This is a genomic window from Arthrobacter sp. StoSoilB13 (assembly GCF_019977255.1).
Lineage (GTDB): Bacteria > Actinomycetota > Actinomycetes > Actinomycetales > Micrococcaceae > Arthrobacter.
This window is the reverse complement of sequence record NZ_AP024647.1, coordinates 1,107,964-1,132,729: the sequence shown is the minus strand read 5'-3', so window position 1 is coordinate 1,132,729 and position 24,766 is coordinate 1,107,964. Positions and strand designations below refer to the sequence as shown.

At 61.3% G+C, this 24,766-nt stretch carries 21 protein-coding genes, 1 tRNA gene, 1 other RNA gene and 4 pseudogenes; 18 read left to right on the top strand and 9 right to left on the bottom strand.

Annotation, left to right across the window (positions count from 1 at the left end; genetic code table 11):
• Positions 1–169: 169 nt before the first annotated feature.
• Positions 170–2,987: pseudogene (gene aceE / locus LDP01_RS05365) on the bottom strand (pyruvate dehydrogenase (acetyl-transferring), homodimeric type).
• A 381-nt stretch (positions 2,988–3,368) separates the two neighbouring features.
• Here aceE and LDP01_RS05360 point away from each other — a divergent pair.
• From LDP01_RS05360 to LDP01_RS05330, 7 genes and pseudogenes are all read left to right on the top strand, one after another.
• Positions 3,369–3,788: a DUF3052 domain-containing protein gene (locus tag LDP01_RS05360; protein ID WP_216925434.1), complete on the top strand. Its 420-nt coding sequence runs from the start codon at positions 3,369–3,371 to the stop codon at positions 3,786–3,788.
• Entirely contained in the window at positions 3,785–4,288 is a 504-nt protein-coding gene (locus tag LDP01_RS05355) for a peroxiredoxin (RefSeq protein ID WP_224090755.1), read from the top strand. The genes LDP01_RS05360 and LDP01_RS05355 overlap by 4 nt, the downstream gene beginning before the upstream one ends.
• A gap of 23 nt (positions 4,289–4,311) precedes the next feature.
• Positions 4,312–5,243, top strand: a pseudogene (locus LDP01_RS05350) (NAD-dependent protein deacetylase).
• 55 nt (positions 5,244–5,298) lie between these two features.
• Positions 5,299–5,374, top strand: a tRNA-Val gene (locus LDP01_RS05345).
• Positions 5,375–5,478: 104 nt separating this feature from the next.
• A complete protein-coding gene (locus LDP01_RS05340) occupies positions 5,479–5,769 on the top strand; it encodes a hypothetical protein (RefSeq protein WP_224090754.1) in 291 nt (96 codons plus the stop codon).
• A 249-nt stretch (positions 5,770–6,018) separates the two neighbouring features.
• Positions 6,019–6,814: pseudogene (locus LDP01_RS05335) on the top strand (IclR family transcriptional regulator).
• A gap of 159 nt (positions 6,815–6,973) precedes the next feature.
• A complete protein-coding gene (locus LDP01_RS05330) occupies positions 6,974–8,332 on the top strand; it encodes an MFS transporter (protein WP_224090751.1) in 1,359 nt (452 codons plus the stop codon).
• Positions 8,333–8,416: 84 nt separating this feature from the next.
• Here LDP01_RS05330 and LDP01_RS05325 read toward each other — a convergent pair.
• A pseudogene (locus LDP01_RS05325) lies at positions 8,417–9,485 on the bottom strand (D-2-hydroxyacid dehydrogenase).
• A 70-nt stretch (positions 9,486–9,555) separates the two neighbouring features.
• Here LDP01_RS05325 and LDP01_RS05320 point away from each other — a divergent pair.
• Genes LDP01_RS05320 through LDP01_RS05310 form a run of 3 tightly spaced genes read left to right on the top strand, consistent with a single transcriptional unit; the run spans position 9,556 to position 12,328 of the window.
• Complete coding sequence (locus LDP01_RS05320; protein ID WP_224090749.1) at positions 9,556–10,455, top strand: NAD(P)-dependent oxidoreductase; 900 nt, start codon at positions 9,556–9,558, stop codon at positions 10,453–10,455.
• A gap of 53 nt (positions 10,456–10,508) precedes the next feature.
• Positions 10,509–11,279 carry an SDR family oxidoreductase gene (locus LDP01_RS05315; RefSeq protein ID WP_224090748.1) on the top strand — a complete coding sequence of 257 codons (771 nt, stop codon included), beginning with the start codon at positions 10,509–10,511 and terminating at the stop codon, positions 11,277–11,279.
• Positions 11,279–12,328 carry an L-idonate 5-dehydrogenase gene (locus LDP01_RS05310; RefSeq protein WP_224090747.1) on the top strand — a complete coding sequence of 350 codons (1,050 nt, stop codon included), beginning with the start codon at positions 11,279–11,281 and terminating at the stop codon, positions 12,326–12,328. The genes LDP01_RS05315 and LDP01_RS05310 overlap by 1 nt, the downstream gene beginning before the upstream one ends.
• Here LDP01_RS05310 and LDP01_RS05305 read toward each other — a convergent pair.
• Positions 12,325–13,053, bottom strand: a complete 729-nt coding sequence (locus LDP01_RS05305; protein WP_224090746.1) for a FadR/GntR family transcriptional regulator — start codon at positions 13,051–13,053, stop codon at positions 12,325–12,327. The genes LDP01_RS05310 and LDP01_RS05305 overlap by 4 nt on opposite strands.
• Before the next feature lie 229 nt (positions 13,054–13,282).
• Between LDP01_RS05305 and gnd the strand changes: the two genes are divergently transcribed.
• The gene (gene gnd, locus LDP01_RS05300) at positions 13,283–14,719 is read left to right on the top strand and encodes an NADP-dependent phosphogluconate dehydrogenase (protein WP_224090745.1); all 1,437 of its coding nucleotides are present in this window, start codon (positions 13,283–13,285) and stop codon (positions 14,717–14,719) included.
• Positions 14,720–14,833: 114 nt separating this feature from the next.
• Positions 14,834–15,667, top strand: coding sequence for an oxidoreductase (locus LDP01_RS05295; protein WP_224090744.1), 834 nt, complete (start codon positions 14,834–14,836; stop codon positions 15,665–15,667).
• Positions 15,668–15,673: 6 nt separating this feature from the next.
• Here the strand turns inward: LDP01_RS05295 and epsC are convergent, their stop codons facing one another.
• The 3 genes from epsC to msrA form a co-directional block, all read right to left on the bottom strand.
• Complete coding sequence (gene epsC / locus LDP01_RS05290) at positions 15,674–16,258, bottom strand: serine O-acetyltransferase EpsC (protein WP_223933212.1); 585 nt, start codon at positions 16,256–16,258, stop codon at positions 15,674–15,676.
• Positions 16,259–16,299: 41 nt separating this feature from the next.
• Positions 16,300–17,235, bottom strand: coding sequence for a cysteine synthase A (gene cysK, locus LDP01_RS05285; protein WP_224090742.1), 936 nt, complete (start codon positions 17,233–17,235; stop codon positions 16,300–16,302).
• 66 nt (positions 17,236–17,301) lie between these two features.
• Complete coding sequence (gene msrA / locus LDP01_RS05280) at positions 17,302–17,826, bottom strand: peptide-methionine (S)-S-oxide reductase MsrA (RefSeq protein ID WP_224090740.1); 525 nt, start codon at positions 17,824–17,826, stop codon at positions 17,302–17,304.
• A 148-nt stretch (positions 17,827–17,974) separates the two neighbouring features.
• Between msrA and LDP01_RS05275 the strand changes: the two genes are divergently transcribed.
• Together LDP01_RS05275 and LDP01_RS05270 are read left to right on the top strand one after the other, a co-directional pair.
• On the top strand, positions 17,975–18,886 hold the full coding sequence (locus LDP01_RS05275; RefSeq protein WP_224090738.1) for a Nif3-like dinuclear metal center hexameric protein: 912 nt from the start codon (positions 17,975–17,977) through the stop codon (positions 18,884–18,886).
• Between the two features lie 89 nt (positions 18,887–18,975).
• On the top strand, positions 18,976–19,713 hold the full coding sequence (locus tag LDP01_RS05270; protein WP_224090736.1) for a zinc ribbon domain-containing protein: 738 nt from the start codon (positions 18,976–18,978) through the stop codon (positions 19,711–19,713).
• 20 nt (positions 19,714–19,733) lie between these two features.
• On the opposite strand, the gene LDP01_RS05265 is transcribed toward LDP01_RS05270, so the two are convergent.
• A complete protein-coding gene (locus LDP01_RS05265; protein WP_224090735.1) occupies positions 19,734–20,498 on the bottom strand; it encodes a YaaA family protein in 765 nt (254 codons plus the stop codon).
• 57 nt (positions 20,499–20,555) lie between these two features.
• Between LDP01_RS05265 and rnpB the strand changes: the two genes are divergently transcribed.
• The 4 genes from rnpB to LDP01_RS05245 all read left to right on the top strand — a co-directional run bounded on the left by rnpB (position 20,556) and on the right by LDP01_RS05245 (position 23,925).
• Positions 20,556–20,947, top strand: an RNA gene (gene rnpB / locus LDP01_RS05260) — RNase P RNA component class A.
• 286 nt (positions 20,948–21,233) lie between these two features.
• Positions 21,234–22,721: a glyceraldehyde-3-phosphate dehydrogenase gene (locus tag LDP01_RS05255; RefSeq protein WP_224090732.1), complete on the top strand. Its 1,488-nt coding sequence runs from the start codon at positions 21,234–21,236 to the stop codon at positions 22,719–22,721.
• Positions 22,722–22,792: 71 nt separating this feature from the next.
• Positions 22,793–23,002: a hypothetical protein gene (locus LDP01_RS05250; RefSeq protein ID WP_224090731.1), complete on the top strand. Its 210-nt coding sequence runs from the start codon at positions 22,793–22,795 to the stop codon at positions 23,000–23,002.
• 122 nt (positions 23,003–23,124) lie between these two features.
• A complete protein-coding gene (locus LDP01_RS05245) occupies positions 23,125–23,925 on the top strand; it encodes an HNH endonuclease family protein (RefSeq protein WP_224090730.1) in 801 nt (266 codons plus the stop codon).
• Here the strand turns inward: LDP01_RS05245 and LDP01_RS05240 are convergent.
• Both LDP01_RS05240 and LDP01_RS05235 read right to left on the bottom strand, forming a co-directional pair.
• Positions 23,910–24,305, bottom strand: coding sequence for a hypothetical protein (locus LDP01_RS05240; RefSeq protein WP_263433758.1), 396 nt, complete (start codon positions 24,303–24,305; stop codon positions 23,910–23,912). The two genes, LDP01_RS05245 and LDP01_RS05240, sit on opposite strands and share 16 nt — an antisense overlap.
• Positions 24,306–24,324: 19 nt before the next feature.
• Positions 24,325–24,765, bottom strand: coding sequence for an acyltransferase domain-containing protein (locus LDP01_RS05235; protein WP_224090728.1), 441 nt, complete (start codon positions 24,763–24,765; stop codon positions 24,325–24,327).
• Position 24,766 lies beyond the last annotated feature (1 nt).

Here is a 24,766-nt window from a genome sequence, read left to right as displayed (position 1 = left end):
TTGTGCGAAGGCTACAACTTATGTTGTCGCTGGTCACGTCATGTTGAGCGCAGAAAAGCCTTTGTTAAACGCCCGACGGCGGCCCCCACCTTCCGATGGAAGCCGCCGTCGCGGGTACTGCCTGAGTTCGTACAACCTGGACTGGTGCCCTGGTTTTCCGGGTTCCTTCTTAGGCGTCGCCGCCTGCTCCGCCGGTGGTGCCGGCGTTCACATCCAGGAGCCGGTACTTATCGATCGCCTTTTCCAGGGCACCTTCTTCGACTTCACCCTTGGCGGCGAGGAGTTGGAGGGTTTTGGCGACGATGGAGTGGGTGTCGTTTTTGAAGTAGCGGCGGGCGGCTTGGCGGGTGTCGGAGAAGCCGAAGCCGTCTGCTCCGAGGGAGGCGAAGTCGTTGGGGATGAATTGGCGGATTTGGTCGGGGACGGCTTTCATGTAGTCGGACACGGCGATGACGGGTCCGGTGGTGCCGGCGAGTTGTTCGGTGATGAACGGGGTGCGGGCGGGTTGGCCGGGGTTGAGGAAGGCGTGTTCTTCGGCGGCGAGTCCGTCGCGTCGGAGTTCGTTCCAGGACGTCACGGACCAGACTTCGGCGGCGACGCCCCAGTCCTGGGCGAGGATCCGGGCGGCTTCCAGGGCCCAGGGTACGGACACGCCGGAGGCGAGGATGTTCGCGGTGGGCCGGTTGGTACCTGTGTTGGCGGCGCCATTGGTGTTTTCCGGGGCGGGGGCGAGGCGGTAGATGCCCTTGAGCAGGCCGTTGATGTCCAGGTTTTCCGGTTCGGCGGGTTGGGTGATGGGTTCGTTGTAGACGGTGAGGTAGTACATCACGTTTTTGTCGGATGCTGTGCCGGTGCCGTCGTTGTTGGGGCCGTACATTTCTTCGAGGCCGTGGCGGATGATGTGGCCGATTTCGTAGCCGTAGGCGGGGTCGTAGGTTTTCACGGCGGGGTTGGTGGAGGCCAGGAGGGGGGAGTGCCCGTCGGCGTGTTGGAGTCCTTCGCCGGTGAGGGTGGTTCGTCCTGCGGTGGCGCCGATGATGAAGCCGCGGGTCATTTGGTCCGCGGCGGCCCCAGAAGGAATCTCCGGTGCGTTGGAAGCCGAACATGGAGTAGAAGACGTAGATCGGGACCAGGGGTTCGCCGTGGGTGGCGTACGCGGTGCCGGCGGCGGTGAATGCTGCGACGGCGCCGGCTTCGTTGATGCCGGGGTGGATCAGTTGCCCGGCGGGGGATTCCTTGTAGGCCAGGACGAGGTCCCGGTCCACGGAGAGGTAGTTCTGGCCCTTGGGGTTGTAGATTTTCGCGGTCGGGAAGAACGCGTCCATGCCGAAGGTGCGTGATTCGTCCGGGACGACGGGCACGAACCGGGCACCGAAGTTTTTGTCCCGCATGAGGTCTTTCAGGAGCCGGACGAAGGCCATGGTGGTCGCGGCTTGTTGTTTGCCGGAGCCGCGTTTGGCGACCTCGTAGGATTTGGCTTCGGGCAGGGTCACGGGGGTGTGGGTGCGGCGGCGTTCGGGGACGAAACCGCCCAGTTCGGCCCGGCGTTCCATGAGGTATTTGATTTCCGGGGCGTCCATGCCGGGGTGGTAGTACGGGGGCCGGTAGAGGTCCGCGTCGAGCTGGTCATCGCTGATGGGGATGCGCAGGTGGTCACGGAAGGCCTTCAGGTCTTCCATGGTCAGCTTCTTCATCTGGTGGGTGGCGTTGCGGCCTTCGAAGTGCGGGCCCAGGCCGTATCCCTTGACGGTTTTGGCCAGGATCACGGTGGGTTTGCCCTTGAACTCGACCGCTGCCTTGTACGCGGCGTAGACCTTGCGGTAATCGTGCCCGCCGCGTTTGAGGCCCCAGATCTGGTCATCGGTCAGGTCAGCGACCAGGTCCTTGGTCTGCGGGGACTTGCCGAAGAAGTGGTCCCGGACGAACCCGCCGGACTCGGCCTTGTAGGTCTGGTAGTCACCATCGGGGGTTTCGTTCATGATTTTCACCAACGCCCCGTCCTGGTCCGCTTCCAGCAGGGAGTCCCATTCCCGGCCCCAGACGACCTTGATCACGTTCCAGCCCGCACCGCGGAAGAACGCCTCCAACTCCTGCATGATCTTCCCGTTGCCGCGGACGGGCCCGTCCAGGCGCTGGAGGTTGCAGTTGATCACGAAGTTCAGGTTGTCCAGGTTCTCGTTCGCCGCGAGCTGGAGCAGGCCGCGGGATTCGGGCTCGTCCATTTCCCCGTCGCCCAGGAACGCCCAGACCTGCTGGTCGGAAGTGTCCTTGATGCCGCGGTTGTGCAGGTACCGGTTGGACTGGGCCTGGTAGATCGCGTTCATCGGCCCGATACCCATCGACACGGTCGGGAATTCCCAGAAGTCCGGCATCAGGCGCGGGTGCGGGTACGAGGACAGGGCATGGCCCTCACGGGACTTCTCCTGGCGGAACCCGTCCAGGTCCTCCTCCGAGAGGCGGCCTTCCATGAACGCCCTGGCGTACATGCCCGGGGACGCGTGTCCCTGGAAGAACACCTGGTCCCCGCCCGAGGGATGGTCCTTGCCGCGGAAGAAATGGTTGAACCCGACCTCGTACAGGGTCGCCGCGCCGGCATAGGTGGAAATATGCCCGCCCACCCCGATATCGGCCCGCTGCGCACGATGGACCATGACCGCGGCGTTCCACCGCATGTACGCACGGTACCGGCGCTCGAACTCCTCGTTCCCCGGGAATTCTGCTTCCTGGTCCACCGGGATCGTGTTCACATAATCAGTGGTCGTTACCATCGGCACACCCACCGACCGGGCACCGGCACGCTGCAACAACGAACGCATAATGTACTGGGCACGCTCCGTGCCCTGCTCCGCGATCAACGCATCAAGGGACTCAATCCACTCCGCGGTCTCTTCCGGATCACGATCAGGCAGCTGGGCAGTCAACCCGCTGAGGATGTGTGAGGTCTCTTCTCCTGCAGCCACGTCCAACCTTCCTTTAGGCGCATGCATCGGCGCCTCAGGTCTGGCAGGGTAACTGCCCGTCATGAACGCGTCGTGTGCGACATCTCGGTTTCAACAGCCCGGTCGGATGCGCCGGGCAGGTCTTGTGAGCGCATGGCTGCCCAGTAGAATTCCTCGGGGCGATCGCCCTGCAGCCAAAGCGCTCATGGCCACTCTAGCTTTGACAGCGCTGGGATGCGTAGCCGTGGGGCCTCAGGGGCGTTGTATGTCACATCCTGGTGCTCTCCGTGACGGATGCCACGTGATTGTCACAGCTTCGAAACACCCCAGGTAGTGCGGAATATGCGTCATCGCAGGGACAATGGCTTGAAGCACACGCCCAAAGGGTGTTGGCTGTTAGTAATGGAAGTCACTTCAAAAGGAGGAAACGTGAGCGAGGCCGACGCCGCCACATCGGTAAATGTGGCGGAAAGATTGGGTTTCAAAGACGGGGATCTGATTCAGGAACGCGGCTACGACGACGACGTCGATTTCGACTTGCGTGACGACATTGAAGATGTCACGGGCTCTGAGCTGTTGGATGAAGATGATCATGACGTCGTAGACGCTGTTATTTGCTGGTGGCGGGACGGCGATGGTGACCTGGTCGATGCTCTGATGGATTCGCTCACCACCTTGAAAGAGGGCGGCGTGGTGTGGGTTCTGACCCCCAAATCCGGCCGCGACAACTACGTCTCTCCCGCGGACATCCAGGACGCAGCGCCCACTTCGGGGCTGCACCTGACCACTTCTGCCGGGGTATCCAAGGACTGGAGCGCCACCCGTTTGGTGCCGAAGAAGAACAAGTGACGGAAGTCCAGCAAGCGCCGGCCCCCGCACTTGTTCCCGGGATCGGAGAGGTGGCGCCGGACTTTGAACTGCTGAATCAATATGGCGAGCCGGTCCGTTTGTCGGATTTCAGGGGTCGCAACGTTGTGGTGGTGTTCTATCCGTTCGCTTTCTCTGGCATCTGCACGGGAGAACTGTGTGAGATTCGCGACAATATCGCTGCTTTCGAAGACTCGAACGCCACCGTCCTTGCGATCTCCGTAGACAGCAAATTTGCTTTGCGCGCATATGCGGAGCAGGAACGCTATGAGTTCGATCTTTTGGCTGATTTCTGGCCACATGGAGCTGTTGCGCAGGCTTACGGTGTCTTTGATACCCGCAGCGGGATGGCCCTTAGGGGAACGTTCATCATTGATGCCGAAGGATTGATCCGGTACGTGGTGGTCAATCCGCGGGGACAGGCCAGGGACCTCGCAGGCTACCGCCAGGCGCTCTCTGAATTGAGAGTGCAGCAGGGGTGAACCACGTGCGGCCCGGTGTTGGTATGACCGGCTTCGCCAGCATGGAACCGGCTACCGCTGCCACCTTGGGGGCCGGGGAAGAGGCGGCGTTGAAGGAGGTCCTGGACATTCTTGGGGGCAGGCGGCTGGCCATGCTCACCGGCGCCGGACTCAGCACCGATTCGGGTATTCCGGACTACCGGGGACCTGGATCAGCGCCACGGAGCCCCATGACGTATCAGGAATTCATCGGCAGTGCTGCCAATCGACGGCGGTATTGGGCCCGGAACCATATCGGCTGGTCCCACTTGCGGCATGCTGATCCAAATGCCGGCCACGCCGCCGTCGCCCTCATGGAACGGCGGGGGCCCTGCTGACCGGCCTCATCACCCAAAATGTCGACCGGCTCCACGAGGACGCCGGAAGCACCAACGTTGTGGATCTGCATGGGCGGTTCGATCAGGTGATCTGCCTTGAGAACGGACACGTTTTTTCCAGAAAGCTGCTCGCCGCAATTCTTGAGGAGCTGAATCCGGGGTTCGTAGAAGCCGCGCTCGAGGCAGGCGTGGTGGAGATGGCCCCGGACGCTGATGCCACCGTGGAAGATCCCGAGCTCATTAAGTCATTCGTGGTGGCAGTTTGTCCTGTCTGCGGCGGAACGCTGAAGCCTGACTTCGTCTACTTTGGCGAAAATGTTCCCAAAACCCGGGTCGAACGGGCGTATTCCATGGTGGACGCCGGCGAAGCTCTCCTGGTCGCCGGCTCCTCGCTCACCGTGATGAGTGGGTTGAGGTTCGTTCGCCATGCTGCGAAGGCAGGCAAACCTGTGGTCATCATCAACAGGGGATCCACGCGAGGTGACGAATTTGCCGCCCTGAAACTTGAGGTAGGAGTGAGCGGAGCATTGGATTATCTTGCGCGGAATTTGCCCGACATTTCTGCAGCGAGGGACTCGATTGGTGTTTCGCCCGAATGATCATGTAGAGTCATTGTTCGTTGGTTGAAGCGCTAAGGCACTGAAACTGAACTTTGGGTCTTTAGCTCAGCTGGTAGAGCGCCACGTTTACACCGTGGATGTCATCGGTTCGATCCCGGTAGGACCCACCAAACAGCCCCGCCATCCTGGACCGCAACGGTCGGGATGGCGGGGTTTTTCTTTCCCCAAAAGCGGCTCACGAAAAAAGTCAGTGCCCACGCCTACTGTCTGGCTTATGGAACAGGTATACATCCGCAGTGCAGGGGGCGGCGAGGCAACTACGGTAGTCCGGGGCGGCCGGGAGTGGCAGATTGCGGAAGAACCATTCCGATGGTTCGAGAGGGTGCCGTGGTGGGAGAGTTCCAAGCGAATGCCCCGGGGGCAGGGCCGCGTGGATGTTGAGGTCTTGCAAGTCCAAGTGCGGCTGGGAAGCAACGCGATGTCCAGCCTGGCAACCTGGGAACTGGTGCGGGACGGAAGTGGTGGCGGCTGGTACCTGCGTGGCGAAGAACGCGTGGCTGCCTAGGATTCCCACCGGGAAATGGATGAGCTCTCCACCACGACTATTGGGGGATGCCGCGGTGGAGAGCTCGAAAATGAATATACAGCGAACTTTTCCGTTTGAAAAGTAAAGCCCTCGTTAAGGCCTTGTGTGTCGATAAAGCCCCCATTGCTCCCGACAGGACCGCAAGCAATCACACTATGATGGGTAGTGTTCAGCTGATTGAACACCCGGTTGGACGAGATGTCCGGTTTGAGATGACGAAGGAGAATCATGGCCGATTCCCGCATTACCCGCTCCGAAGGACTGGGCGCATCATCGCCAGCTCCTGCGGTGACCCGCGCAGCGGCCGTTCTGGAAGCATTGGCAGAATCGCCATCGGGCCGCCTCACCCTGAGTGATCTGTCCAGGGAGTTGGGAATCCCTAAATCTTCCACGTCTAATCTGCTGCTGGCACTGGAAGAAGCACGGCTTATTACCAGGCAGGGCGCGGACTTTGGCTTGGGGCGAAAGCTCGTGGAGCTGGGCGCAGCGTACTTGAGCCGTTTGGATGAAGTGCAGGAGTTCTACAAGTACTGTGAACAAGCACCCACCCTGTCTGGAGAAACTGTCCGCATCGCCATGTTGGACGGGGACCACGTCATATACCTGGCGCGCTATGAGGGTCATCCTGCAGTTCGGCTGACCTCGAACATCGGCGACAAGATGCCGGTCTCCCTTTGCAGTGTAGGAAAGGCGCTCCTGGCGCAATTGCATGATCACGACATCGATGCCATGTTCCCGGATGGCATGGAACTTCCGGTCATGACGCCGAACTCGCTGCGCACGGCCGAGGAACTGAAGGCTCAAATCACCACGATCCGCAAGCAGGGTTTTGCCTTCGAGGACGAAGAATCCACGGTAGGCGTGGTGTGCCTTGCCGTTCCCGTGCCCACCCATGGGGCGCATGGTCCCAGCCTGGGGCTTTCTGTTACTGCGCTGAAGGCTACTTATTCAGAGGAGCAGGGTGCGCTCATGGTCAAGGAACTCAAGGAGCTGGCCCCGCTCCCTGGGGAATCCGATGGGTTGATGCAGTGCCGCACGTCACAATCATCGGATTTTGAATAAATCTTATTTTAATCTTGGCACCTAGTTCAACAAGCTGTACGCTGTTCACCATAGTGATCTTGGCGGTGATGCCATCACTATCTCGTCGGGCCAACGGGGGCCCTGGGGTGATTTTGAGGGAGTGCTTGTGACAACTCGTACTGATGCAAAGCTCGCAGCTGAGGCTGACGATGCAGTGGTTGAGCCGGAACAGCTTCGCAGGGCGACGCTGGCCAGCTCCGTGGGTTCTGCCCTGGAGTACTACGATTTCTACATTTATGGCCTGGCCTCGGCCTTGATCTTTGGGCCTTTGTTCTTTAAGCCTTTGGGTGAGAGCGGGGCTTTGATCGCATCCTTTGCCACCTATGGCGTGGGATTTGCGGCCAGACCGTTCGGCGGTATTTTCTTCGGATTCATCGGAGACAGATTTGGCCGCAAAATGGTCCTCTTGCTGACAATCGGCATGATGGGACTCGCAAGCTTTGCCATCGGCCTGCTCCCCACCTTCGAGCAGGCCGGAATGCTCGGCGCTGTACTCCTGGTGACATTGCGAATCATCCAGGGTTTGGGGGCCGGAGCGGAACAGGCCGGAGCCACAACCCTGATATCGGAAGTGGCGCCGCCGAAGCGCCGGGGGTACTTCGCGTCGCTGCCATTCGTTGGCATTCAGCTCGGCACGCTCCTGGGCGCCGGAACTTTCGCGCTGTTGCAGTTGGCGGACAAGGCTGCTTTCGAGTCGTGGCTCTGGAGGGTGCCATTCCTTGCCAGCTTTGTCCTGATCATTGTTGCTGTCTTCATTCGCCTGAGGTTGAAGGAAACCCCGGTATTTCAGGAACTGGAGAAGCATAAGAATGTGGTCAAGAACCCTGTGGGCCAACTTTGGAAGCATTCCAGAAGGAACGTGCTGGTGGGTATAGGCCTCCGTATGGGGGAGAATGGCAATTCTTCCATCTATTCGGCTCTGCTGATCTCCTTCATGTCGGTCAAGGAAGGTGTCTTCCCTGGGGACAAATTCATTGGTCCTGTGGGGCTTCTGATTGCCGCTGGATTCGCAGCCGTCATGGTGGTGACGTTCGGAGCACTGTCTGACCGCTTTGGCCGCGTCCGGGTTTACCGTTATGGTGCGTTGTTCCAGGCGATATTTGCCATCCCGGCCTTCTATCTGGTGACTCTCGGAAACGTGACCCTCGTGTGGGCAGTCATGGTGGTTGGTATAGCGCTTGGTGTCCAGTCCATGCTGGGCCCGCAGTGCCCGCTGCTACCTGAACTGTTTGGTTCCCAGTACCGCTTCACCGGAGTTGCGCTCAGCCGGGAAATCTCTGCAGTGCTGGCAGGCGGCCTTGTGCCCCTGCTCGGCGCCATTCTCCTGGCGGCTACGCATAACTCCTGGGTTGTTCTCGCGGTCTACTCGCTCGTTTTGGCCCTGATTTCGTTCATCACGACATTCTTTACGCCTGAAACAGCAGGACGGGACCTTCTTGCCCTTGAGGACGCGAAGTAGCGGACCGCCATTTGCCAAGCATTGGCGCAAAAAAGGCTCCGACCCCCTTGGGGTCGGAGCCTTTCGCGTCAGAGCTTGCCGGGTTTAGTAGAAGTGGACCGGATCCACCAGGTGGGGAAGGTCGCCACCGTCCATGAATGTACGGAGGTTGCTGCAAAAACGCTCTGCGATAAGGCGGTTTTCGGCAGAGCTCAGTGCAGACGTGTGCGGTGATACCAGCACCTTGGGGTGGTTCCACAGGGGGCTGTCCTGCGGTAGCGGCTCGATGGCAAAGACGTCCAGGCAGGCATAGGCAACTTGACCACTGTTGAGGGCCTCAAGAAGGGCGTCCTCGTCCACTACTGTGCCGCGGCCGACGTTGACGAACACGCTGCCCGGCTTCATTGCGGAGAAGATGTCAGTGCTGAACAGCTTCTCTGTGTAGGGAGTGCCGGGAAGTGTGTTCACTACGGCGTCGGCGTCGGCAACGAGGCCCGCGAGGCCGTCATTGTTGGTGACTTCGTCGATGCCCTCAATGGCCTCCACGTTGCGTTTGGTGCCGCTGACCTTCATTCCCAGAGCGCGGGCGATACGTGCCGTTTCCATGCCGATCTCGCCAAGCCCTGCAATGACTACCTTGGATCCGTTGGCCAACTTGGTGGGTGTCCGCAACTGGGGCCAAACCTTGGCCGCTTGGTCCTGGGCCATTTCGGCGCTGCGCTTGAAGCCGTTGAGGATGCCAAAGGCGGAGAATTCCGCGAGTGGCAACGCGTGGACTCCGGCTGAAGTAGTGACGCGGAATTTTCGAAGCGTCTCGGTATCCAGTCCGGAAGCCTTGACGGCTCCGCCGGCCCCCGGCGGCCATGGCGTGAATCCATTGAAGGTGGGGATTGCTCTGGGCAATCCGGGCAAGGCCGGCCGGGCTTTCGTTGGGGAAGCCGTACAGGACCTGAGCCTGGTTGAGCATGGCCCAGTAGCGTTCTTCCTGCTCCGGCGTCCGCTTGAAGTCCGGGTCTCCGCTGTGGTCGGCAGGGTAGCGCTCGGGTGGAAGGAGGTCGGGTTCGTACAGAACGGTTACGGAAGGATCTACGGCGCGGATACGCTCCACATGCTCAGCTTCGAGCGGTACAGCGATCGCGATGGTAAGTTCATCAGTCGTCATAGTGTTCATCATACTGAATGGAGGCTAGGATATTGAACAGATTGCGTTTTGATGCACACAAAGAAGTGAGGTTCTTCACGACATGACCAGCAAACGTGTGGGTTTCGTAGGCTTGGGGCTCATGGGGGCTCCCATGGCTGCCAACATCGCTAAAGCAGGATGGCTCGTCAGGGCATGGAACCGTTCCGACACTGTCTTCCAAGGCCTCGCGGGCATCAGCCGCGTAGACACCCTTGCCGAACTCCGTGACGAACCAACAATCATTTTCATGCTTCCCGATTTGCCTTTGATCGAGGCCGCGGCAGAAGGCTTGCTTGATGCATGGCGCACCGAAGCGCCCCAGCCGGGCACCGCCGTCGTCGTGATGAGCAGTGTGTCGCCGACGGCGGTCCAGGAGTTCGGCGAAACCGTGCGCGAGGCCACCGGCGGAAACGCGGTGGTGGTTGACGCGCCTGTCAGCGGCGGCACTACCGGCGCCGGGAACGGAACCCTGGCCATTATGGCAGGGGCGTCCGAAACAGACTTTGAACGGCTTCAGCCACTCTTTGAAACCATGGGGACAACAGTCCGCCGGATGGGTCCACTGGGATCAGGCTCGCTCGCCAAGGCCTGCAACCAGCTGATCGTCGGGACTACGACGGCGGCACTTGCCGAGGCTGCTGAACTTGCCGAGCGCTCCGGAATGGATGTGGCTGCCCTGTATGAGGTCCTCGCGGGAGGCTTGGCGGCAAGCCGGGTGTTGGAGATCGTCGGGCCACGTTTGGCGGCGAAGGACTACACGCCCACGGGACCCGCCAAGTTCATGCACAAGGATTTGGCCTTCGTGGTCCAAAGCGCCGGGAGTGTGGGCTCCCCGGTACCCATGGCCTCTGCGGCAATCCAGCTCTACGGGGAACTCAAGCGCCAAGGACTTGGCGATCAGGACCTCGCCGTTGTTCGCCAAGCAATAGCGAATCTTGCCATGTCTTCGGCTGCCAACTAAATGCCGGCCCCAAACAAGAAACCTGTCCAGACAAGAAGGAATGCAACAGAAACATGAGTGGACTATTTGACCTGAGCGGGCGAATCGCCTTGGTCACCGGATCCAGCCGGGGGATCGGCAATGCCCTTGCCCGCGGCCTGGCTGATGCTGGTGCGACGGTGGTGCTGAACGGCATCAATCCGGAACGGCTGGCCAAGGCGCACGATGCCATGGCTGCAGACTATCCCGACGGACGGGTCTTCAGCCGGGCGTTCGATGTCACAGATGCCGCCTCGGCCGCTGAAGGCGTGCAATGGATCGAGGCCAATGTTGGCCCGTTGGAGATCCTGGTGAACAACGCCGGCATCCAGCACCGCGTTCCCATGCTTGACCTCGATGTCAAGGACTGGGACCGGGTCATCACCACGGACCTGACCAGCGCCTTCCTGGTGGGCCGGGAGGCTGCGCGGCACATGATCCCGCGGGGCCAAGGAAAGATCATCAATATCTGCTCAGTTCAAACAGACCTTGCCCGTCCCACGATCGCCCCCTACGTCGCCGCCAAGGGCGGGCTGCGTAACCTGACGCGTGCGATGACTGCTGAGTGGGCCGCTTCGGGGCTGCAGATCAACGGCATCGCCCCCGGCTACATCCACACTGAGATGACACAGAACCTGGTGGATGATGAGGCGTTTAATTCCTGGATCCTGGGCCGGACACCGGCCAACCGGTGGGGAACCGTGGCCGACCTCGCCGGACCTGTTGTGTGGCTTGCGTCGCAAGCGTCCAACTTTGTTAACGGCCAGACGATCTTCGTCGATGGTGGAATGACGGTGGTGGTCTGATGGGCAGCACACTCCCGGCCTCCGGCCCTGCCGTCGTAGCCCACGGCAAGGGTGACCTACGGATCGAAGATATCCCGCTGGCCAGGCCCGCGGCCAACGAATCGCTCGTCGAAATTGCGTACGGCGGCATCTGCGGTTCGGACCTGCACTACTGGCTCCACGGCGCGGCGGGGGAATCGATTCTGAAGGCCCCGATGGTCCTGGGCCATGAAATCGTTGGCGTCGTCATCGAGCAGGCAGCCGATGGCAGCGGCCCTGGCCCAGGAACGCCCGTGGCGGTGCATCCGGCAACCCCGGCCCCGGGCGAGGTCCGCTATCCGCAGGACCGGCCCAACCTTTCCCCGGGTTGCACGTACCTGGGCAGCGCGGCACGCTACCCGCACACCGACGGGGCCTTCAGCCGCTACGCCACCCTTCCCTCGCGGATGCTGCGTGCCCTGCCGGACACCCTGGATCTGAGGACCGCGGCGTTGGTGGAGCCTGCCAGCGTGGCCTGGCATGCCGTCGCCCGGGCCGGTGACGTCGCGGGGAAGACGGCCCTCGTGATCGGCAGTGGTCCCATCGGCGCCTTGACGGTCGCCGTCCTGAAGCGGGCCGGCGCGGCCAGGATTGTCGCCGTCGACATGCATGACAAGCCGCTGGAGATCGCCAAAGCCGTCGGTGCCGATGCGGTCCTGAGGGGTGACGAAGCGGACGCCATCGCGGCGGTGGACGCCGACGTCGTCATTGAGTCCTCAGGCAGCCACCACGGCCTGGCCTCGGCCATCAAGGGAGCAACCCGCGGCGGGAAAGTGGTCATGGTGGGGCTGCTGCCCTCGGGCCCGCAACCGGTCTTCATCTCCCTGGCCATCACCCGCGAACTGGAACTGCTGGGATCCTTCCGCTTCAACAACGAAATCGATGACGTCATTGCGGCGTTGGCGGACGGCTCGCTGTTTGTGGACCCCGTGATTACGCACGAGTTCGACCTCGCACACGGACTTGAGGCATTCGAAGTAGCCAGGAACTCAGCCCGGTCAGGCAAGGTCCTGCTGAACTTCCAGGATTAGTTTTTCGCCACGGGTACGAAGACGCGGGGCTGGTCGTTCCAGCTGGGGGCCAGCTCCGCGATCGTTTGGCGCATTATTTTTCCGGCCGCATCCCTGGCCTGCTGTCCGTCGCCGGCGTCGATGGCGTGTGCGACGTCAATATGCCACTGCAGCGCCTGCTTCTGGGGGTGTTCCGGCATGAGGCCGTGCACTGTGCGTCCCGTCAGGGTCTCTGTCACCTGGCCAATCAGGTTGGCAAACATCTCGTTTCCCGAGCCGGAGAGGACCAGTGCATGGAACCGGATATCGAGGTCAAGGAACCGTGCCATGTCTCCGGCGTCGCCGGCTTCCTTCATGGCCAGCGAAATATCCACGAGTTCCCGGCGAAGGGTTTCCGGAGCGTTTCCGGCTGCGAGTTCCGCAGCAACAGGCTCGACGGCGGAACGTAGCTCAGCGAGCGACCTCAGTTGGGCGCCACGGCCCTCCCCGGCCAAGCGCCAGCGAATGACCAACGGATCAAAGGGATTCCAGCGATGGGCCGGGAGGACGCGGATTCCGACACGCTTGATGGTTTCCACCAGGCCCAGCGACTGCAGGACGCGGACGGCCTCCCGGACCACCGAGCGCGAAACGTTGAGCTCGTCTTCCAAATGTTCGGCCAGCATGACGTGGCCAGTGGGAAGGGCGCCGCCCACAATCCGGGTTCCCAGATGCTCTACGGCGCGGTGGTGGAGGCTGGTTGACATAGACGTAAGCATAGTGCGGCGAACGCATTCCGCGTGCCGTCCGACGCCGCTTGGCGCCGTTCGGAAGTCCCGCACATCATAGACTGTTTATGACGCGGCGCCGTTCCAAAACGTGGGCGTCGCTTTCCTGCTCATGGCTTAAATACGTATGGTTTATTACAGCCCCTGGTTATGAAATCGCTTCCTGCTGTCCGCAGGACTGTTTGTACACGATCGAATTGGAGTTTTGATGTCAGCACACATCGGTGTCACCGGCCTCGCGGTGATGGGCGCCAACCTGGCCCGCAACCTGGCCCGCAACGGCTTCACTGTGGCTCTCCACAACCGCTCCGTGGAAAAGACCGACGCCCTGCTGGAAAAGCACGGCACGGACGGCGACTTCATCCGCACTGAAACGCTGCAGGAACTCGTCGACTCCCTCGAAAAGCCCCGCCGTGTCCTGATCATGGTCAAGGCGGGCGCTCCCGTGGACAACGTCATCGAGCAGCTGGAACCGCTTCTCGAGGCCGGCGACATCATCATCGATGCCGGTAACTCGCACTACGAGGACACCCGCCGCCGCGAAGCCGCGCTGGCCAAGAAGGACCTGCACTTCGTTGGCGTCGGTGTTTCCGGTGGCGAAGAGGGCGCATTGAACGGTCCCTCCATCATGCCCGGTGGCTCCAGGGAGTCCTATGACGCCCTCGGCCCGCTGCTGGAGAAGATTGCCGCAAAGGTCGACGGCGAACCGTGCTGCGCTTGGATCGGCACCGACGGTGCCGGCCACTTCGTCAAGATGGTCCACAACGGCATCGAATACGCCGACATGCAGGTTATCGGTGAAGCATTCGATCTCCTCCGCTCCGGCGCCGGCATTGAGCCCGCCGAGCAGGCCAGGATCTTCGCTGACTGGAACAAGGGCGATCTGTCCTCCTTCCTGATCGAAATCTCGGCCGAGGTTCTGGGCCACGTCGACGCCAAGACCGGCAAGCCGTTCGTTGATGTCGTCGTGGATGCTGCAGGCCAGAAGGGAACCGGACGCTGGACGGTCATCTCCGCACTGGAACTCGGCTCCCCGGTCTCCGGCATTGCCGAGTCCGTTTTCGCCCGTGCATTGTCCTCACAGGCCGAGCAGCGCAAGCTTGGCCAGGAACTGCTGGCCGGCGAAGAGGCTTCCGTGGAGATCCCCGAGACGTTCGTTGAGGACGTCCGCCAGGCGCTGTACGCCTCCAAGCTGGTTTCCTACGCCCAGGGCCTGGACATGCTGACCTCCGCCGCGAAGGAGTACGGCTGGGACCTCAAGCTGGACGAAATCGCCTCGCTGTGGCGTGCAGGTTGCATCATCCGCGCAGAACTCCTCAAGGACATCACCAAGGCCTACGCTGCCGAGGAGAAGCCTGCCAACCTCCTGTTCGCGCCGGCTTTCACCAAGGCCATCGCTGAGGCCCTCCCGGCCTGGCGCCGCGTTGTAGCCACCGCTGTCCAGCTGGGCATCCCGGTTCCGGTCTTCTCCTCCTCGCTGGCCTACTACGACGGCCTGCGCCGCAAGCGCGTTGCTGCTGCCCTGATCCAGGGCCAGCGCGACCTCTTCGGTGCGCACACCTATGGCCGCGTTGATGCCGAAGGTACGTTCCACACCCTGTGGGGCGAAGACAAGTCCGAAATCTCGGCCGTCGACACCCACTAAGGTTCCGCAGCAAGGCCGGTTCTTCCCCGATACGCTGGGAGGAGCCGGCCTTTGCCGTGCCGGAAGGGGTACTGGGCCATCGTGGCGAGTGCCACGAGCCAAGGAGCCAGAGACATGACCGAGCGCATCGCTTTTGTCACAGGGGCATCTACCGGCATTGGTTTTGAGACGGCGCGCGCCCTGAGGTCCGAAGGCTTCATTGTCTACGCCGGTGCGCGCAGGGTGGAGAAGATGCATCCCCTTCAGGCGCAGGGAATCACGGTCATGCACCTGGACGTCACCGTAGAAGAGTCCATGGCCTCAGCTGTGGCGCTTGTTGAAGCTGCACACGGGCACATAGATGTCCTGGTGAACAACGCAGGGTACGGCTCCTACGGCTCCCTCGAGGAGGTTCCCCTGGCAGAAGGCAGACGCCAGTTCGAGGTGAACGTGATGGGTTTGGCGAGGATGACGCAACTCGTTATTCCCAGGATGCGGCATGCGGGTTCTGGCCGGATCATCAACGTCTCGTCCATCGGCGGAAAGATTTATGAGCCCCTTGGCGCTTGGTACCACGGGACCAAGTTCGCAGTGGAGGGGATGAGTGATTCTTTGCGGCTCGAGTTGAAACCGCACGGCATCGACGTCGTACTCATCGAGCCCGCCGGAACGGACACCGAATGGGGCACCATTGCCGGGGAAGGCCTCTTATCCGCATCCGGCAAGGGTCCATACAAGGGGCAGGCCCACGTCATGGCAGCAGCCTTGGCCTCAACATCCGGACAGCTGATATCCACGCCTCCGAGGGTAGTGGCTAAGGCAATAGTTCGCGCGTCAACGGCAAAACGCCCCAAGACCCGCTACCCGGTGGGTAGGGGAGCCTGGAGCGTCCTGGCCTTGCGCAGGGTTCTTCCTGACCGCGTGTTTGACGCCGTGCTGTGGAACTCCTACAAGAGGTTTACCGGCTAGCTCAAACTAGATCCTGTATTCGATGTAGTACTCAGCCGGGTCAACCGCCGGTTTGGTTTCGGATTTCGCGTCGCGGTGCCGCCACGTCGCTGGAATGCCGGTGATGATCGACTCCGGGGGAGCGTTCTTCACCACGACGGCGTTCGCACCAATTGCGCTGTCTGCGCCGATGGTGATGGGTCCCAGGACCTTGGCGCCGGCGCCGATGGTCACCCGATCCCCGATGGTGGGGTGGCGCTTGACCTTGGCAAGGGATCGGCCACCCAGCGTCACACCGTGATAGATCATCACGTCTTCGCCGATTTCGGCCGTTTCGCCGATGACGACACCCATACCGTGGTCGATGAAGAAGCGCCGGCCGATGGTTGCGCCGGGATGGATTTCGATGCCCGTCAGGAACCGCGCCAACTGTGAAATCAGTCTGGCAGGAAAGCGAAGGGCCGGGTTTTGCCAGAGCTTGTGGGTCACGCGGTGTGCCCAGATGGCATGCAGGCCGGAGTAGGCGAAAAAGTTCTCAAAAGAACCTCGAGCCGCCGGGTCATGCGACCGGGCGGCGTCGAGGTCTTCCTTAAGCCTTGCGAAGAAGCTCACAAAGACCTTTCTACAGGAAATGAATGCTTGCGGGCGAAGTGTTAGCCGCGGATGTCGTCAAAGAGGACAGTGGAGATGTAACGCTCCCCGAAGTCCGGCACGATCACGACGATCAGCTTGCCCTTGTTCTCCGGACGCTTGGCTACTTCCAGTGCACCCCATACCGCGGCACCGCCGGAAATACCGGCCAGGACGCCTTCCTTGGAACCAAGGGCGCGGGCGGTGGCAACGGAGTCTTCAAGGGTCGCATCGAGAACTTCGTCGTAGACGTTGGTGTCCAGGACCTCCGGGACGAAGTTGGCGCCCAGACCCTGGATCTTGTGGGGACCCGGGCTGCCGCCATTAAGGATGGGGGAGTCCTTGGGCTCGACTGCAATGATCTGGACTTCGGGCTTGCGCTCCTTGAGGACCTGTCCGACGCCGGTCACGGTACCGCCGGTACCGACGCCGCCAACAAAGATGTCTACTTCGCCGTCTGTGTCCGCCCAGATTTCCTCGGCAGTGGTGTTGCGGTGGATCTCCGGGTTGGCCGGGTTGGCGAACTGCTGCGCCCAGATGGAGTTCTCCGTGTTGGCAACAATCTCCTGGGCCTTTTCAACAGCGCCGCGCATGCCTTCGGAACCGGGAGTCAGTACGATCTCTGCACCGTAGGCGCGAAGCATGACACGACGTTCGGTGGACATGGTCTCAGGCATGGTCAGGATGACCTTGTAGCCGCGTGCGGCACCAACAAGGGCCAGAGCGATTCCGGTGTTGCCGGAGGTGCCCTCGACAATTGTTCCGCCCGGCTTCAGGGCACCGGACTTTTCGGCGGCGTCAATGATGGCCACACCGATGCGGTCCTTCACGCTGTTGGCCGGGTTGTAGAACTCAAGCTTGACCGCAACGGTGGCCTCAAGGCCTTCGGTCAGCCGGTTCAAACGGACCAGCGGAGTGCGGCCGACCAGCTGGGTGACGTCGTCGTAGATCCTTGCCATGAAGATTATGCCTATCTCTGAAGAGGGAATGCTGAGGTCAGCCTAACCAGCAGGATCGAAACCCTGCTAAGCAGTTAGCCATGCAGAGTAATATTTCCGCGCTTTGGCCAGTTTTGGATTGATGATGACCTGGCAGTAACCCTGGTACGGGAATTTGGCGTAGTAGTTCTGATGGACTTCCTCTGCCTCATAGAACTCGGGTAGCCGGCTCACTTCCGTCACAATCGGATCGGCCCAAAGTGCTTGCGCGCGCTCGATGGCTTCTTCGAAGAGGATCTTTTCCTCCGTCGTGGTGTAGAACATCGACGAACGGTATTGGGTACCTGTGTCGTAGCCCTGCCGGTTCAACGTGGTGGGGTCATGCAGCGCGAAGAACATGTCAAGAATGACCTCCTCCGGCACCACGGTCTCGTCGAATGTCACCGCAACTACCTCTGCATGACCGGTCATTCCCGAGCAGACGTCGTAGTAGTCAGGGTTTCGGACATGGCCACCCGTATAGCCCGAGACCACGGAACTGACGCCGCGGGTTTTCTGGTACACGGCATCAAGGCACCAGAAGCATCCACCACCAAGTACAAAAGTTTTCATGATCTCTTCAATGGATTGGAGGGGCTGATGATTCCCGCAATACCTTACGGGACAATAACGCCACCGGGAACGCCACTGGGTACGTCACTGGGCAGGCGCGGCAGCAACCAAGACTGCCCTATCGGGCCCAGTAGGTAAGAATAAGAGTATGGAAGCAGTAGACACCGCCATTTCCGATGCGGATTCCGGCGATGACGCCGGGACAGTGGAAGCAAGCGGGGACCCGACCCTTGGCCAGGTGTTGCTTGCTGTTGAGGAACTCTGGCCGGAATCCTTGGCTGAGGATTGGGATGAGGTAGGCCTCGTGGTGGGGCGCCCCACCGCGCCGATCACCAAAATCCTGTTTGCCGTGGATCCCACCCTGGCCGTCATCGACGAGGCCATTGAGTGGGGTGCAGGACTCCTCATTACGCATCATCCGTTGTTGCTCAAAGGCGTGAACTCCGTCGCGGCCACGTCCGCGAAGGGATTGGCCGTGCACCGTCTTATCGAGGCGGGCACCGGACTCCTGACCGTCCACACGAACGGTGACTCCGCCGTCGGGGGCGTATCGGACGTGTTGGCGGACGCCTTTGGCCTGGAAAATGTTGCCCCACTGACCCCTGCCGCCAATGGCTTGCCCGAGGAAGGCATTGGCCGGGTTGGAGATCTTCCTGAGCTCATGACCTTGGGTGATTTCGCTGCCCGCGTCTTTGGGATGCTCCCCGCAGTGGCCGGAGGGGTCCGCGTGGCTGGCGACAAGGACGGTCTGCTGCGGCGCGTCGCCGTCTGCGGTGGCGCCGGGGACAGCTTGTTCGATGCCGTCAGGGCCAGCAACGCAGATGTGTATGTGACAGCAGACATGCGGCACCATCCGGCGTCGGAGGCGCGGGAAGGTGCCGTCAACGGCCGTCCGTACCTCATTGACGTATCGCACTTTGCCAGTGAATGGCTGTGGCTGCCCGTAGCCGCGGAAGCGCTCGGCAACGTACTGGCTGATCAGGGCTACGACGTCGAGATCCGTGTGAGCAGCACCAACAGCGATCCCTGGGACTTCATACTCACTCCCGGCGGGGACTAGAGTCTAGAAGATACGGACAGTCCCAATAAAAAGGGGCCCGTCCATCCGGAACTGATCCCCAGGCCCGGAAGTAACAAGCGGAGGTAAGCGTGGCGAAAGCAGCACCGGCAGAACAATTGAAATTGCTTGAACTGCAGGGACTGGACGCCAGGCTCAAGTCGTTGGCAGGCCGCCGGAAGGTGCTGGAAACAGATCCCCGGATAGCTGACCTGCAGGATGCACTCAACGTTGCCAATGGTGAGTTGGGCGCGGCCAAGATGGCCGTACACGACGCCGAAGCCGAACTGCGTCGTTCGGAAGCTGACGTGGAACAGGTCGCATCCCGCATCGAACGGGACGAAGCCAGGCTCAATAGCGGAACCGGCCTCTCCAAGGACCTCGTAGCGCTCCAAAGTGATATTGCGTCCCTTAATAAGCGCCGCTCCGACCTTGAAGATGTTGAGCTTGAAATCCTGGAACGTTTGGACACCCTGCGGGAGCGCCAGGCCGCGCAACAGACCATCGTGGATGACATCCAGGGTTCATTTGCCGGCATCCGCGCCGAACTGGATGAGGCGATTGCTGAGATCGCGGCCGAGGAAACCGTGGTCCGCGGGCAGCGTGCGGCTTTCGCGGAGGCCCTCGACGCCGGAATGCTCGCAGTCTATGAGAAGACCATAGCCAAGCGCGGCGTCGGTGCCGCCAGGCTCTTCCACGGTAAATCGGAAGGTTCAGGGATGATGCTCAGCCCCGGCGACCTCGCTGAAGTCAAGGCTGCGGCTGACGACGACATCGTCTTTTGCCCTGATTCCGGATGCATCCTGGTCCGTTCGGCCGAGTGGAACTGACCTAGCCGAGCGGAACTGACCTAACTGCCCAGAATGATATTGAGGGCATGCGGCTTGCGGGCCGCCCCGGGCACAAGTTCCGCTGCCCAGACTTCCTTGGCGGCCTTCAGCAGTTGATCGGGCGTGGCAGGGGCCTTGCCGCGCCTGGTCAGCAGATGCCTGGCAAACTCGCCACGGGTGTGTTTGGCGAAGTGGCTGACCACCGTGCGCTTGCCGTTTGCCTCGTTGAATACATTCACCGTGACGGTCTGCGCTGCCGGGGGAGCCCACGCAGCTGCATACGTGCTGGAACGGCAATCAACCAGCAGCTCTCCTTCAGCCCGTTTGGCGAGGGCCGCATTCAGGTTCGGCTTCCAGAAGGAGGCGAGGCGTCCGACGTCGGGCAGTGCGGTTCCCATGGACAGCCGGTAAGCCGGCACCTGGTCACCAAAGCCGATAACGCCCCACAGTGCCGAAACCACCAAAATCGTTTCGGTTGCCTTGCGTCGTTGGGCCGGCGTCATGGACTTGAAGCCGAGCGCGTCATACAGGACTCCTGAGTAGACCTGATGGGCCGGGGCCGCCGGTTCCGCGTGCAGCCGGGTATTACGTTCGACGTCGTCCTTCAGCGAGGCACCTACGCCCAGCAGTGCCAGCGCGTCCTCGTGGGCGCTGACGGTGCCCAACGATTCCAGGACCTTGGCGCGGTACGGGTTCAGCTCCGGAAAGCTGAGCGACTCCCATTCGACGGCGGGACCTTTGACGGCGGGGGTCTTGCCTTCGGAAGGCGGCAGCAGAATCAGCACCAGACGATATTACCGGGGACCGGGGCAACCCTCGACGCCGGTAGACTGTACGGCGGATGGGTTGACCAGGCGGTCGCGCGTCACGCAAGTGGCTCGAGGAACGTCCGGGCTCCGCAGAGCAGGGTGGTGGGTAACGCCCACTCGGGGTAACCCGCAGGCCAGTGCCACAGAAAACAGACCGCCTGCGCGTGCTGATGCTTGCAGCAGCGTGCGGCAGGTAAGGGTGAAACGGTGGTGTAAGAGACCACCAGCTCCCTGGGTGACCGGGGAGGCTAGGTAAACCCCACCCGGAGCAAGGCCAGACAGGGCACGTTTGAGGGCTGCTCGCCCGAGTGTCCGGGTAGGCTGCTGGAGGGCGCCGGCAACGGCGTTCGTAGATGGATGGCCGCCACTCCTTTGCCGGCAACGGCAAGGGATGACAGAACCCGGCGTATCGGTCAACCCATCCACATATTTGCCACTGAGGTCCCAGGCATGTGATGTCCATTGTGACTGCCATGTGAGTGATTTCACGCCCCCGGGCGCCCAAGAGGGCGCCCTTCCGCCTTAGACTTGTTATGAACGTAGATGTTCTGCCGCCGGGACTGCGTTCGCAGCCGGCGGTCTTTTCTTTGCAATCGTTCAAGGCGCTGTGGGTGGACCGAAGCCCGTCCAGTGCTCGTGCCGCAGGATTACTCCGGGCGGCCGCCATCTGCATACGAGGACGTATGTGGTTGACCCAAGGAAGGTAGTTCTGTGAGCCAGACGTCAGATTCTTGTCTTGATAAGTGGATGGGCCGGGAGGCTCTCGCCGAGGCCATGATTCCGGTGATCGGCCGGTTGTACCGGGAAAACAACGTGGTCACGAGCATCCACGGCCGGAGCCTGATCAACAAGTCGACCATGAACATCCTGAAGGCCCACCGCTTTGCGCGCCGGATGAGCAACACCGAGCTCCTGCTCGAAGAAACCGCACCCCTGTTGAACGCTCTTGCTGAGCTGGAACTCGGTGCGGCTGCAATCGACATTGCCCGTCTCACGGAGAAGTTCCGTGTCGAGGGCCACGGCACCTCGTTGGATGACTTCCTGCGGGCCGAGCTCGCTGAAATCGTCGGAAAGCGTGGCGCTGATGACCGCACCAGCACCGACGTCGTGCTGTACGGCTTTGGGCGCATCGGCCGCCTCCTGGCCCGCATCCTGATTGAAAAGGCCGGTGGCGGGCATGGCCTGCGGCTGCGTGCCATCGTTGTCCGCAAGGGCGCCGAGAACGACCTCGTCAAGCGTGCCAGCCTCCTGCGCCGCGACTCCGTACATGGTTCCTTTGAGGGAACTATCCGCGTGGATGAAGAAGCAAACACCATCACCGCCAACGGCGTTCAGGTCCAGGTCATCTACTCCGACAACCCCGCAACCGTGGACTACACCGCCTACGGCATCAAGGATGCCCTCGTAGTGGACAACACCGGGCGTTGGCGCGATGCGGAAGGCCTGTCCCAGCACCTGCAAAGCAAGGGTGTTTCGCGCGTCCTGCTGACGGCTCCGGGCAAGGGCGACCTGAAGAACATCGTCCACGGAATCAACCAGTCCGACATTTCCGATGACGACAAGATCGTCACGGCCGCGTCGTGCACGACCAACGCCATTACTCCGGTACTGAAGGCCATCAACGACAAATTCGGTATCATCCACGGCCACGTTGAGACGGTGCACTCGTTCACGAACGACCAAAACCTGATCGACAACTTCCACAAGGGAGATCGCCGCGGCCGCTCGGCAGCACTGAACATGGTCATCACGGAGACAGGGGCAGCCAAGGCTGTTGCCAAGGCGCTTCCGGAACTTCAGGGCAAGCTCACCGGTAACGCCATCCGCGTACCTACCCCGGATGTTTCCATGGCGATCCTGAACCTCAACCTCGCCAAGGGCACCACACGCGATGAGGTCAACGACTACCTCCGCGAAATGTCGCTGCACTCACCGTTGCGCAAGCAGATCGACTACATCGACTCGCCGGACGTTGTCTCCACCGACTTCGTTGGGTCCCGCCGCGCAGGCATCGTTGATGGTCTGGCCACTATTTCCAACGACAAGAACCTCGTGCTCTACGTTTGGTACGACAACGAATTCGGCTACTCCTGCCAGGTTGTCCGTGTCATGGAGGAAATGGCCGGCGTCAACCCGCCGTCCTTCCCTGCCCGCGACATCGTGGCGCCTATTGCAGTGCTTGAGGCAGCGAACGCCTAAGCCGGGAAGTATTCACGGGTTTCCCGGCTGTGTTACTGGTATCAGTCGGGAAACCTGACCAAAATGGGTTCATGGAAAATGAATCGACTTTGGAACACGAGACAACGCTGGAACATGCGCTGGATGTAGCACGGGCCAACCACAAGCAGGCACAGAAACTGCTGGACCAGGCCATCGCAGCAAACGCGGCGGGGGACGTCAGCGACGAACGCGTCCAGCAATTGCGTACGCTGCTGGAGGTGGCTGCCGAAGACCTCCAACGCGTTATGCGTGAGCAGTAACCCGGGGAAGTTCCCCATCACTGCAGTGTGACTTCTCCTACACACTGTGGATATCGGCTCTGACTGTCGGTGCCGTGTCCTACGCTCATAGGACACGACCCACCCCGACTGGACGGAGCCCCTTGAGTATCACCTGGTCTGCCTACAAACGCGCGCGCAGACGATCACGTCAGGCGTGGGCCATTCTAGGATTGGCAGCCGTAACCCTCGCGGCAGGACTGTCCTGGTTCTTGTCCACCGGCCAGTTCGATGCAGCCGGGCCATGGGTGTCCGGTCCCAGTGAAGCGCCGGTATTTAATCCCGCTTGGATGAAACCCATTACCGGCATCGAGGCCGTTCCCGCGGAGAAGGCTAGCGCGGCACTCGCACAGCTGGAAGTCAAGGGACGCGCATCCCAGGAAGACTATGAGCGAACCGCATTCGGCCAGGCGTGGCTGGATGCCGATCGAAACGGATGCGATACCAGGAACGACATCCTGCGCAGGGACCTGTCGTCCGTGGAGTTCACCAGTGGTTCCTCATGCAGGGTTGCCACGGGAGAGTTTCAGGAACCCTACACGGGCGCCCACGTAACCTTCCGTCGGGGCCAGGACACCAGCGCTGAAGTTCAGATTGATCACATTGTCGCCCTGGCCGACGCATGGCAGAAGGGTGCCAAGCAGTTAACGGTGCAGCAACGCCAAAGGCTGGCAAATGATCCGTTGAACCTGATTGCGGCTGATGGGCCGGAGAACGTGAAGAAGGGCGCCGGCGACGCGGCCACGTGGCTCCCTCCGAACAAGAACTTCCGGTGTCACTACGTAGCGCGCCAGATCTCCGTCAAGGCAGCGTACAAGCTGTGGGTCACACAGTCGGAGAAGGATGCCATGATGCGCGTCCTGTCTTCTTGCCCGGATCAGCAGACCATCTACAGCGCCAGGTGACCGTGCCCCAGTTGCCAGGTACCGCCGTCGTCGATTCTCTCCAGGACTATGCGCTGGAGCGAAGTCTCCCGGGGTAGTTTGTCCAGGTTCCCGAGCCCCCGCTGCCTAAACGTGAAGTACACGGCATCAGTGGGGGCATCGGTGCACCGATCCAGGGTGAAGCGGCGGGCGAAGGATGCGATGTTGCTGTCAGGAAGCCGCGCAACCAGATAAGGATCCAGCATCCAGGACTCGCACGTGGCCACAGTGGCCGGTTTGTCCGGGAAATAGTGGGGAAAGAACCAGCGAGCCTCGTCAAAGCTGGCGTCGACCAGCGCAGGGGAGAGGCCGCCGTCTTCGGGAATATGGACACCCAGGATCCAATCGGATGCGTACGCCACGTTGCCCCCTGGGCCGTCGTCACACCGGCTCCGGATCAAATGGAATTGCAACCGGCCCGAGGCGGAACAGATTCCCTGCCATATGCAACGTCAGCCAGCTCCAGGTGTCCAGGCCAAAATGTCCGTGGACGCGGCGGTTGATGCGCAGCTGGAGCCCTACGTCGGCCAGCGTGGCTGCTGAGACGTCAGTGCTGATACCCAGTTTCAGATGGTATGCGTGGACTCTGGGTGCGAAGCGGAGCAGTGCCTCGATCCAGACGCTCTCGACGGGCTGGCCGGGCCAAATCCGGTCGGGAGAAATACTGTCGGCCGGAAAAGTGCCAAGCCGCTCCTGCAGAAGCTCCAATGCTTCCAGGACGTGGCCACTGGGGGCTCTGTCCAGGAGCGCGGCGCATTCCATGGCGTCCTCGCCGGCAATGTCCAAGAGCTCGAACAATGCTGCATGGGGTGCCTGGCTCATC

Coding starts and splice junctions, on each gene's coding strand:
- cysK (WP_224090742.1), bottom strand. CDS start 17,235: ATGGCAAGGATCTACGACGACGTCACCCAGCTGGTCGGCCGCACTCCG.
- LDP01_RS05235 (WP_224090728.1), bottom strand. CDS start 24,765: ATGAGCCAGGCACCCCATGCAGCATTGTTCGAGCTCTTGGACATTGCC.
- LDP01_RS05320 (WP_224090749.1), top strand. CDS start 9,556: ATGACCAGCAAACGTGTGGGTTTCGTAGGCTTGGGGCTCATGGGGGCT.
- LDP01_RS05340 (WP_224090754.1), top strand. CDS start 5,479: ATGGAACAGGTATACATCCGCAGTGCAGGGGGCGGCGAGGCAACTACG.
- LDP01_RS05295 (WP_224090744.1), top strand. CDS start 14,834: ATGACCGAGCGCATCGCTTTTGTCACAGGGGCATCTACCGGCATTGGT.
- LDP01_RS05305 (WP_224090746.1), bottom strand. CDS start 13,053: ATGTCAACCAGCCTCCACCACCGCGCCGTAGAGCATCTGGGAACCCGG.
- gnd (WP_224090745.1), top strand. CDS start 13,283: ATGTCAGCACACATCGGTGTCACCGGCCTCGCGGTGATGGGCGCCAAC.
- msrA (WP_224090740.1), bottom strand. CDS start 17,826: ATGAAAACTTTTGTACTTGGTGGTGGATGCTTCTGGTGCCTTGATGCC.
- LDP01_RS05310 (WP_224090747.1), top strand. CDS start 11,279: ATGGGCAGCACACTCCCGGCCTCCGGCCCTGCCGTCGTAGCCCACGGC.
- LDP01_RS05315 (WP_224090748.1), top strand. CDS start 10,509: ATGAGTGGACTATTTGACCTGAGCGGGCGAATCGCCTTGGTCACCGGA.
- LDP01_RS05250 (WP_224090731.1), top strand. CDS start 22,793: ATGGAAAATGAATCGACTTTGGAACACGAGACAACGCTGGAACATGCG.
- LDP01_RS05275 (WP_224090738.1), top strand. CDS start 17,975: ATGGAAGCAGTAGACACCGCCATTTCCGATGCGGATTCCGGCGATGAC.